9 protein-coding genes are annotated in these 10,261 nt (G+C 69.6%); 6 read left to right on the top strand and 3 right to left on the bottom strand.

The features are described 5' to 3' along the window. The 6 genes from G6048_RS28430 to G6048_RS28405 form a co-directional block, all read left to right on the top strand. Positions 1 to 1,067 (top strand): DUF4190 domain-containing protein (locus G6048_RS28430; protein WP_235990428.1); only part of this gene is annotated, 1,067 nt, incomplete at its 5' end. A gap of 182 nt (positions 1,068 to 1,249) precedes the next feature. After that, on the top strand, positions 1,250 to 2,002 hold the full coding sequence (locus G6048_RS28425) for a GntR family transcriptional regulator (protein WP_165342444.1): 753 nt from the start codon (positions 1,250 to 1,252) through the stop codon (positions 2,000 to 2,002). Positions 2,003 to 2,313: 311 nt separating this feature from the next. Beyond that, positions 2,314 to 2,523 carry an SPOR domain-containing protein gene (locus G6048_RS28420; protein WP_165342443.1) on the top strand — a complete coding sequence of 70 codons (210 nt, stop codon included), beginning with the start codon at positions 2,314 to 2,316 and terminating at the stop codon, positions 2,521 to 2,523. A 10-nt stretch (positions 2,524 to 2,533) separates the two neighbouring features. Continuing rightward, a complete protein-coding gene (locus G6048_RS28415; RefSeq protein ID WP_165342442.1) occupies positions 2,534 to 2,956 on the top strand; it encodes a (deoxy)nucleoside triphosphate pyrophosphohydrolase in 423 nt (140 codons plus the stop codon). A 252-nt stretch (positions 2,957 to 3,208) separates the two neighbouring features. Then, complete coding sequence (locus G6048_RS28410) at positions 3,209 to 3,667, top strand: ATP-binding protein (protein WP_165342446.1); 459 nt, start codon at positions 3,209 to 3,211, stop codon at positions 3,665 to 3,667. A gap of 274 nt (positions 3,668 to 3,941) precedes the next feature. Next, positions 3,942 to 6,686, top strand: coding sequence for a SpoIIE family protein phosphatase (locus G6048_RS28405; RefSeq protein WP_408056183.1), 2,745 nt, complete (start codon positions 3,942 to 3,944; stop codon positions 6,684 to 6,686). 41 nt (positions 6,687 to 6,727) lie between these two features. Here G6048_RS28405 and G6048_RS28400 read toward each other — a convergent pair whose 3' ends face one another. From G6048_RS28400 to G6048_RS28390, 3 genes are read right to left on the bottom strand one after another with little or no spacing between them, the layout of a single operon-like run. Beyond that, entirely contained in the window at positions 6,728 to 7,498 is a 771-nt protein-coding gene (locus G6048_RS28400; RefSeq protein WP_165342441.1) for a succinate dehydrogenase/fumarate reductase iron-sulfur subunit, read from the bottom strand. Further along, complete coding sequence (locus tag G6048_RS28395) at positions 7,495 to 9,438, bottom strand: fumarate reductase/succinate dehydrogenase flavoprotein subunit (protein WP_165342440.1); 1,944 nt, start codon at positions 9,436 to 9,438, stop codon at positions 7,495 to 7,497. Before G6048_RS28395 ends, G6048_RS28400 begins: the two co-directional genes overlap by 4 nt. Next, the gene (locus G6048_RS28390) at positions 9,438 to 10,259 is read right to left on the bottom strand and encodes a hypothetical protein (protein ID WP_165342439.1); all 822 of its coding nucleotides are present in this window, start codon (positions 10,257 to 10,259) and stop codon (positions 9,438 to 9,440) included. The genes G6048_RS28395 and G6048_RS28390 overlap by 1 nt, the downstream gene beginning before the upstream one ends. Between the last annotated feature and the right edge of the window lie 2 nt (positions 10,260 to 10,261).

Genomic DNA, 10,261 nt, shown 5'->3' with positions numbered 1-10,261 from the left:
CCCCCTTTCCTCCCCCTCCCGCTCCCCTCAACGGCTTCGCCATCGCCGCGCTCGTGCTCGGCATCCTCTGCTTCCTCCCGCTGATCGGGCTGATCCTCGGCCTCATCGCGCTGGCGCAGATCAAGAAGAAGGGCGAGCGCGGCAAGGGCATGGCGATCGCCGGCATGGTCCTTTCCGGGATCGGCACCGCCTTCCTCGTGTTCGCGTTCGCCAGCGGCGGCGCGGCCGAGTTCTGGGAGGGCTTCAAGGAGGGCGCGCGGGAGGGCGCGACTTTCTCCGTCGACAAGGGCGAGTGCTTCGATGCGCCGGGCGGCTCGTTGGAGGGCATGGCGTACGACGTCGACAAGGTGCCGTGCGCGGGGAAGCACGACGGCGAGGTCTTCGCGAACTTCCGGATGGACAACGGTGGTTACCCCGGTGACGCCGCGATCAACCAGACGGCAGACGACAAGTGCTACACACTGCAGCACGCGTACGCGATGGACTCCTGGGCCGTGCCGGACAACGTCGACATCTACTACTTCACCCCGACCCGCCAGAGCTGGGGCCTGGGCGACCGCGAGATCAGCTGCCTGTTCGGCAACACGGATGCGTCGGCCGGCCTGACCGGCTCACTGCGCAACGACGAGACCACGCTCGACGCCGACCAGATCGCGTACCTGAAGGCGGATCAGATCCACAACGAGGCGATGGAGTCGGCGCCCACGGAGGAGTACGTCGAGGACGACCTGCCCGGCCACAAGCAGTGGGCGACAAGGGTCTCCGGCGCCCTGACCGAACAGGTGGGCATGCTCCGCGCCCACGACTGGGGCGCCAACGCGCAGGGCCCGGTCACCGCGCTGGTCAAGGACCTCGACACAGCCCAGAAGGAGTGGCAGCAGGCCGCCAAGGCCACCGACGCGGACACCTTCTACGAGCACTACGGGAAGGCCGCGAGCCTCACCGACCCCGACCAGACGATCACCGCACGCAAGGCCTTGGGCCTGGCCACGGACCCGCCGAGTGTCTACGAGGACGAGGGCGGCGAAGGTGGCGGCAACACCGGAGGCGGCGGCGCAGAGGTGTGACGGCGGGCCGACGGACGACGGGCCGACCGGACGACGGCGCGGCTATATCGGAGAGAAAGCCCCTGGTAAAGACCTACCCCACCCCACGTCATCACATCGAGTGATTCTCTGGCCTTTACTTGCTCAGTACAACCCTGGGTTGCCACGCTGTAGCTGTCTGTGCAACCTGATAGGAGTGGCCAGTGGCATTCGGTGAGCAGCCGGCGTACCTCCGTGTCGCGGGTGATCTCCGCAAGAAGATCGCCGACGGCTCCCTGCCACCTCACACCCGCCTCCCGTCCCAGGCCAGAATCCGCCAGGAGTACGGAGTCTCGGACACGGTCGCCCTGGAGGCCCGCAAGGTGCTGATGGCCGAGGGCCTGGTCGAGGGCCGCTCAGGATCCGGTACGTACGTGCGCGCGCGTCCCGTGCCACGCCGCATCGCCCGCTCCGGGTACCGGCCGGAGACCGGCGCCACCCCCTTCCGCCAGGAGCAGGCCGACGCCGAGGCCCGCGGCACCTGGGAGTCGCACAGCCGCCAGGCCGAGGCGAGCGCCGCGATCGCCTCGCGGCTCGGCATCACTCCGGGCGACCGCGTGATGTGCACGCAGTACGTGTTCCGGGACGCGGGCGAGACGATCATGCTCTCCACGTCGTGGGAGCCGCTCGCCGTCACGGGCCGCACGCCCGTGATGCTTCCCGAGGAGGGCCCCCTCGGCGGCATGGGCGTGGCCGAACGCATGGCGGCCATTGACGTCGTCGTGGACAACGTCACGGAGGAAGTCGGCGCGCGGCCGGGCTTGGCGGAGGAGCTGGCCGCTCTGGGCGGGGTCCCTGGTCACGTGGTCCTGGTCATCCAGCGCACGTTCTTCGCGTCGGGGCGGCCGGTGGAGACGGCGGACTTGGTGGTACCTGCTGACCGGTACCGGGTGTCGTATCACCTGCCGGTGAGGTAACGGCTACCGGTCACCTCCGGCGGTGGTGCGTTCGGTTAAGGGGCGCTCCCGGAGCCGCCAGCCATCATGCTCACCAGCCACACTCAACCCGCAGCCGCCCAACCGCCGGAGGCGCCCCGCGGGCAACTGCGCGAGCAACTCCCATGCACCCGCAGTAATCCACGAACCCAATCTGTAAAAACCCGTACGCGCAGCGTGAAGGTTAGGCGTAGGCTCGGGCATATGCGGATTGCGGTTTCCTTATGGGGCGGGTCAGAACGCGGAGCGCGACGCGGAGCGCGACGCGGAGCGAAACGCAGAGGGGGCACGCGATGAGCGACGGCGGCACCATCACCCTGCCCTGGCTCGTCGTGCGCCGCGACGACAACGGCAACAGCTACACCGTCAGCAGGTGTGCGACCAGGATCGAGGCCGAGAAGATCGCGGACCGCCTCGAACGCCACGGTCCCGACCAGCGGTACCTGATCGAGCGCATCGAGCAGAACGGCGGCACCCAGAACCGCCGGAACGGCACCCCGTAGGCTCCACCGCATGACGGAACGGACCGTGGTGGTAGGAGCCGCCGTACTGAACGACGACGGCCGCCTCCTGGCCGCCCGCCGCAGCGCACCCCCAGACCTGGCCGGCCGCTGGGAGCTCCCCGGCGGCAAGCTCGAACCCGGCGAGACTCCCGAACACGCCCTCGTACGCGAGCTGCGCGAAGAACTCGGCGTCGAGGCGGAGCCGGTCGCCCGCATTCCGGGGGAGTGGCCCCTGAAGCCCCCGTACACCCTCCACGTCTGGACCGCCCGCCTGCTCCCCGGCTCCGCCGACCCCGAACCCCTTGAGGATCACGACGAGTTGCGCTGGCTGACTCAGGACGAGATCTGGGACGTCGACTGGCTGGATCAGGACGTACCGGCCGTCGTAGAGGTAGCCCGCCACGCCTGGGAAGCCCCCGCACGGGAGGCGTGAGCCCCGCGCCGAGGGGTACGCGGATGTCGGCGCACCTGTGACATACGCAACGCCGCACGCCCACGCGCACAAGCGCGGGGACGTCGTGACGTACGGGGCCGGGGCGTGACGCACGGGGCCTCGCCCCGTACATCACAGGGCCTTTCGCCCTGTACGTAGCGACGGCGCTCACCGGCACGCGGGAGAGGCGCCCGTACGCCGTTCGTGCCACAGCAAGCCCCACCGCACGGTACTGCGCCCCGTATGCCGGGTATGTCCCCATTAACCCCACGAAACCGGACTACATCCGCTTCAAGCCCTGGAGTGATCCGCGTGATCCACACCGATGGCAAAGTTGCCGAGTGGACCTTCCCCGCGGATCCCAGCTCCGTAAGAACCGCCCGTACCTTCGTGCGGAGCCAGCTGCGCGCCTGGGGCCTCGAATCCCTCGGTGACGTGACCGCGCTGTTGGTCAGCGAGCTGGTCACCAACTCCCTGCAGCACGCCATGGGACCCATCGACGTACGCCTCGTACTCCCCACGGACCCCCTCGACGGCCTGCTCGTGGAGGTCTCGGACCCCCTGCCGGACCTCCCGCACGAGCGCGCCGCGCGCCCCGAGGACGAGGGCGGCCGCGGGCTCCACCTCGTGGCGTGCTCCGCGCGCCGCTGGGGAACCCGGCCCGGCGCGACGGGCAAAACGGTGTGGTTCGAACTGGCCCCGCCGGCCTGAGCGAAAGGCACTCGCGGGCCGAGCCGAAGGGTCTTACGGTCCGATGAGGACCGTGCGGAGCCGTCCGGTCCTGAGGGCTTACAGAACTGGGTGATTCGACGGGGTGCGCCCTGGTTAGAAGACTGGGAGTGTGTGTCGCGGCCGGTCCAAAATGCATCGGGACCGTGCTGTGATCGTGAACACCGTGTTGTGCGGCGCCGTACTGCTGGATACTGCGGGCAGCCGCCCCCGGTGACCGATGCCGGACGCGGTGAGCTGGGAGGGGACGGTTCGCGTGAGCGAGATACCAGCGAAGGCCACGGAGGCTTCGGAATCCAAGGAGTCCGAGGAGTCCGAGGAGTCCAAGGAGTCCATGGGTTCCGGGGACCCGGGGGGTGGCGCGATGGCCGGTGTGCCGACCGGTGCGACAGCCGGGTCGATGGCCGGTGCGCCGCTCGGTGGCGTCGACGGCGCGGCCGACGGCGTGGTGTGGCAGAGCAGCCCACCCGGCTCGATCTATGACTACATCAAGGTCGCCTCGTTCTCGATAGGCCCCGACGGCCTCGTCGACCAGTGGAGTCTCCGCGCGGAGAAGCTGTTCGGCATCAAGTCCGAGCGGGCCGTGGGCATGGATCCCATCGAGGCCTTCGTCGACCCCGATCTTCGCGAGCGGGGCCAGCGGAAGATGGCCGAGATTCTCGACGGCCGGGAGTGGACGGGTGTCGTCCCCTTCCGGGTGCCGGACGACGCGGAGTCCGGTGCGGGTACGGAGGGACTCGCCGAGGTCTACGTCATGCCGACGCGCACGGAGGAGGGCGAGCGAGCCGCCCTGTGCATCGTCGTGGACGTCCGCACCCTGCGCGGAATCGAGACGGATCTCGCCGCCGCGCAGGCGGTTTTCGGCCAATCCCCGTTCGGCTTCCTGCTGATCGACACGGAGTTGAGGATCCGTCGGGCCAATGAACGGTTCGCCATGGTCTTCGGCGGCACCGTGGACGACCACCGCGGACGCACCGTCAGGGACTATCTGATCCCCCACGAGGCCGAGCGGGTCTCCGCGACGCTGCGCCGCGTCCTGGAGACCGGCGAATCCGTCTCCGACATGCAGGTCACGGGCACCGTGCCCGGCTCCCCCGAGCGCCGGAACTGGTCCGTCAACCTCTATCGCGTGGAGAGCGGCGCGGGCCGCCCGATCGGAGTCGCCTGGCTGGGAATCGACGTCACCGCGCGCCGCGCCGCCGCCCGCGAGGCCGCAGCCGCCAGGCGCAATCTCGCCCTCCTGAACGAGGCCGGGGCGCGCATCGGCAACTCCCTCGACCTGGAGACCACGGCCCGCGAACTCCTCGACGTGGCCGTCCCCGGCTTCTGCGACCTGGCCTCCGTCGATCTCTACCAAGGGCTCCTGGCCGGCGACGAGACCCCGCCCGGGCTCGCCGACGGCAGCGCCGAGCTGCGCCGGGTCGCCTTCGCCAGCGCCGTCTCCGACGCGCCCTTCATCGGCGGACCCGAGCCGGTGAACGTCGGCGCCGTGCACCACTTCGCGTTCAACTCGGAGTGCGCGGACGCCCTGCGCACCGCCCGCCCGAAGACCGTCCCGGGCGAGGAGGGCGGCCTGATCCAGTCCACGCTCGCCGTCCCGATGGTCGCGCATGACACGGTCGTCGGCCTCGTCCAGTTCTCCCGTACGAAGGGCAGCGAGCCGTTCGGGGACCGAGACCGTGGGCTCGCGGTCGAGCTGGCAGCGCGCGCCGCCGTCTGCATCGACAACGCCCGCCTGTACCGCCGCGAGCACCAACGCGCGCTGATACTCCAGCGCTCCCTGCTGCCCCCGGGCGACCCGGAGGCCTCAGGGCTGGACATCGCCTGCCGCTACCTTCCCGGGAACGCGGCGACCGAGGTGGGCGGCGACTGGTTCGACGTCATCGAACTCCCCGGCCACCGCACCGCGTTGGTCGTCGGAGACGTGATGGGCCGCGGTCTGCGCGCCGCCGTCGCCATGGGTGAACTCCGTACGGCCGTACGCACCCTGGCGCTGCTCGACCTCGAACCCGCCGAGGTCCTCTCGGCCCTGGACGAGATCGCCCGCGGCCTCGGCACACCCGGCGGCATCCAGCAGGCCACCCGCACCGCGGGCCGCCAGTCGCAGCGCGACGCCGACCTCTCCGAGGTGTACCTCGCCACCTGTGTGTACGCGGTCTACGACTCCGTCACGCGCCGCTGCACCTTCGCCAACGCGGGCCATCTGCCGCCCGTACTGGTGGAGCCCGGCGAGAACGCGCTGATGCTGGACGTACCGCCGGGCATGCCGCTCGGTGTCGGCGGCGAGCCCTTCGAGGAGGTCGAGGTCGAGCTTCCCGAAGGTTCGCTTTTGGCGCTCTACACGGATGGACTGGTGGAATCGCGTGATCACCCCCTGGACGAGGGCCTCCAGGCCCTCGTGGGCGCCCTGACGGACCCGTCCCACCCGTCAGCCGGCCACCACCCCGGGGCGGCGACCCGGCGCGCCGACACCTCCCGATCGCTGGAGGACGCCTGCGACCACGTCCTCAACACCCTCGATACCCATCACGGCGAGGACGACATCGCGCTCCTGATGGCCCGTGTCCAGGGGCTGCCCGCTGACTCCGTCGGCGACTGGACCCTGCCGCGCGAGCCGCGCAGCGTGGGCCGCGCACGCGAGCTGGCCCGCGGCCGGCTCATCAGCTGGGACCTCGAACCCCTCGTCGACACGGCGGAACTCCTGGTCAGCGAGCTGGTGACCAATGCCCTGCGCTACGGCGAGGGCGAGATCCGGCTCCGGCTCCTCCTCGACCGCACCTTGGTCTGCGAGGTCTGGGACGCCGGCCTGGTCCAGCCCCGCCGCCGCCGCGCCCGCGACACGGACGAGGGCGGCCGGGGCCTCCAGCTGGTCGGGCTGCTCAGCGCGGCGTGGGGCTCGCGCCGCACGCCGCGCGGCAAGACGGTCTGGTTCGAACTCCCCCTGCCGAACGGCGACACAGGCCTCACCGACCCGGCGGAGGCCTTGCTGAGCTTGTTCTAGGAGGCCCAGGAGGCCCGGGAGGCGAAGGAGGCCTGTGAGGTCTAGGAGGTACGCCTCCTGATCTTCGACCCCAGCCACACCAGCGGATCGTACTTGCGGTCAACCGCCCGTTCCTTCAAGGGAATCAGAGCGTTGTCCGTGATCTTGATGCCCTCGGGGCAGACCTCCGTACAGCACTTGGTGATGTTGCAGTAGCCGAGGCCGTGTTCGTCCTGGGCGGTGGTCTTGCGGTCCAGGCCGCTCTCGGACGCCGCGTCCAGCGGGTGCATGTCCAGCTCCGCCACCCGCATCAGGAACCGGGGCCCCGCGAACGCCGGCTTGTTCTCCTCGTGGTCCCGGACCACATGGCAGGTGTCCTGGCACAGGAAGCACTCGATGCACTTGCGGAACTCCTGCGAGCGGTCCACGTCCTCCTGCATCATCCGGTACTCGCCGGGACCGACACCGGCGGGCGGCACGAAGGACGGCACCTCGCGCGCCTTCGTGTAGTTGAAGCCGACGTCGGTGACGAGATCCCGTACAACGGGAAACGCCCGCAAGGGAGTCACCGTGATCGTCTCCTCGCGCGAGAACACGGACATGCGCGTCATGCACATCAGCCGCGGCCGGCCGTTGATCTCCGCCGAACACGAACCGCACTTGCCCGCCTTGCAGTTCCAGCGCACGGCCAGATCCGGGGTCTGGGTCGCCTGGAGGCGGTGGATGATGTCCAGCACCACCTCGCCGTCGTTGACTTCGATCTTGAAGTCCTCCAGGCCACCGCCCTCGGCGTCCCCGCGCCACACCTTGAAGCGGGCCTCATAGCTGCTCACTCGTACAGCTCCTCTTCGGCGAGGTACTTGACCAGCTCTTCCTTGTCGAAGAGGGCGAGCAGGTCCTGGCGGATGGGCTCGGTGGTCTCGCGGACGAGCCTGATCTGGCCGCGTACCGGATCCGTGGCCGCCAAGCCGCCCGTGGGATCGGTCAGCTGGCAGAGCAGGTTGATCCGCCGCCACTCCCGCTCCATCGTCGGATGGTCCTCACGGGTGTGGCCGCCGCGCGATTCCGTACGTTCCAGGGCGGCACGCGCCACGCACTCGCTGACCAGCAGCATGTTGCGCAGGTCGAGCGCGAGGTGCCAGCCGGGGTTGAACTGCCGGTGCCCCTCGACTCCGGCCCGCCGCGCCCGTACGCGCAGATCCGCCAGCTTCTTCAGCGCCGACTCCATCTCCGCCTCCCGGCGGATGATGCCGACGAGGTCGTTCATCGTCTGCTGGAGCTCCTGATGGAGGGTGTACGGGTTCTCCGGCGGCCGTCCGGCCTCCTCCGCACCCGCCTCGGGACCCTCCGCGGAGAACGGCCGCAGCGCCTCCGCCGCCGCCGCGTCGATCTGGCCGTCGTCCACCGCGGGCCGCTCGCCCAGACCGGTCGCGTACCGCGCCGCGTGCAGCCCGGCCCGCCGCCCGAACACCAGCAGGTCGGAGAGCGAGTTACCGCCGAGCCGGTTGGAGCCGTGCATACCGCCCGCGACCTCCCCGGACGCGAACAGTCCCGGCACCCCGCGCGCCGCCGCCGTGTCCGACTCGACCGCGATGCCGCCCATCACGTAATGGCAGGTCGGTCCGACCTCCATCGCCTCGGTGGTGATGTCGACGTCGGCCAGCTCCTTGAACTGGTGGTGCATCGACGGCAGCCGCCGCTTGATCACCTCGGCCGGCATCCGCGTCGACACATCGAGGAAGACCCCGCCGTGCGGCGAACCACGGCCCGCCTTGACCTCCGCGTTGATGGCCCGCGCCACCTCGTCACGCGGCAGCAGCTCGGGCGGACGCCGGTTGTTGTCCGGGTCCTCGTACCAGCGGTCGCCCTCCTCCTCGGACTGCGCGTACTTCTCCTTGAACACGTCCGGGATGTAGTCGAACATGAACCGCTTGCCCTCGGAGTTCCGCAGCACCCCGCCGTCCCCGCGCACCGACTCGGTGACGAGGATGCCTTTCACGGACGGCGGCCAGACCATGCCCGTCGGGTGGAACTGCACGAACTCCATGTTCAGCAGGGGCGCTCCGGCAAGGAGCGCCAGCGCATGACCATCCCCCGTGTACTCCCACGAGTTCGACGTCACCTTGAAGGACTTGCCGATGCCACCCGTGGCGATCACGACAGAGGGGGCTTCGAGAACGAAGAAACGGCCGGACTCCCGCTCATAGCAGAAGGCCCCCGAGACCCGCTCCCCGTCTTTCAGAATCCTCGTGACCGTGCACTCCTGGTAGACCTTCAGCCGCGACTCGTAGTCACCGGTCTCCTTGAAGTCCTCCTGCTGGAGCGACACGATCTTCTGCTGGAGCGTGCGGATCAGCTCCAGGCCCGTACGGTCGCCGACGTGCGCGAGCCGCGGGTACTCGTGCCCGCCGAAGTTGCGCTGGGAGATCCGCCCGTCCTTCGTACGGTCGAAGAGTGCGCCCCAGGTCTCCAGCTCCCAGACCCGGTCCGGGGCCTCCTGCGCGTGCAGCTCGGCCATCCGCCACTGGTTGAGGAACTTGCCGCCACGCATGGTGTCGCGGAAGTGGACCTGCCAGTTGTCGCCGGAGTTCACGTTGCCCATGGCCGCCGCGATGCCGCCCTCGGCCATCACCGTGTGCGCCTTGCCGAACAGCGACTTGCAGATCACGGCCGTACGCGCGCCCCGCTCCCGCGCCTCGATCGCGGCCCGCAGCCCTGCGCCGCCCGCGCCGACCACGACGACGTCCCACTCCTGCCGGTCAACTACGGGCATCAGAACAACCTCGGATCGTCAAAGGCACCGGACGCGACCAGATACACGTAGAAGTCGGCGAGCGCCACGCTCACCAGCGAGGCCCAGGCGAGCAGCATGTGCCGGGCGTTGAGCTTGCCGACCCACTGCCACATCCGGTAGCGCACGGGGTGCTTGGAGAAGTGCTTGAGCTGCCCGCCGACGATGTGCCGGCACGAGTGGCAGGAGAGGGTGTACGCCCAGATCAGCACGATGTTGACCAGGAAGACCAGGGTGCCGAGACCCATGTGGCCCCACTCGTAGTGCTCGTCGCGGAAGGCGAGCACGGTGTCGTACGTGAGGATGCCGGCGACGAGGATCGCGGCGTAGAAGAAGTAGCGGTGGATGTTCTGCAGGATCAGCGGGAAGCGGGTCTCGCCGGTGTACTTCTTGTGCGGTTCGGCGACCGCGCAGGCCGGGGGCGAGGCCCAGAAGCCCCGGTAGTAGGCCTTGCGGTAGTAGTAGCAGGTCAGCCGGAAGCCCAGCGGGAAGATCAGGATGAGCAGGGCGGGGGACAGGCCCCACCAGCCGCCGAAGATCTCCCAGTTCGGGCCCGCCCGCATCGGCTCGCAGTTCTCCGCCAGACAGGGCGAATAGAACGGCGAGACATACGGCGCCGCGTAGTAGTCGGTGTTCGCGAACGCCCGCCACGTCGAATAGACGATGAAAGCCAGCAGACCGGCCGCGGTGGCTGCGGGCTGCAGCCACCAGCGGTCCGTCCGCAGATGCGGGGCGGCGATCGCGGCGCGCGTGGGGGTTCTTACGCCGCCGCTGTTCAGTTCGGGTTCCGTACCAGTGGCCAAGG

Source organism: Streptomyces ureilyticus, assembly GCF_011045025.1.
GTDB lineage: Bacteria > Actinomycetota > Actinomycetes > Streptomycetales > Streptomycetaceae > Streptomyces > Streptomyces ureilyticus.
This window is presented reverse-complemented; position numbering and strand designations above follow the sequence as displayed.

Coding starts and splice junctions, on each gene's coding strand:
- G6048_RS28415 (WP_165342442.1), top strand. CDS start 2,534: ATGACGGAACGGACCGTGGTGGTAGGAGCCGCCGTACTGAACGACGAC.
- G6048_RS28420 (WP_165342443.1), top strand. CDS start 2,314: ATGAGCGACGGCGGCACCATCACCCTGCCCTGGCTCGTCGTGCGCCGC.
- G6048_RS28410 (WP_165342446.1), top strand. CDS start 3,209: ATGTCCCCATTAACCCCACGAAACCGGACTACATCCGCTTCAAGCCCT.
- G6048_RS28395 (WP_165342440.1), bottom strand. CDS start 9,438: ATGCCCGTAGTTGACCGGCAGGAGTGGGACGTCGTCGTGGTCGGCGCG.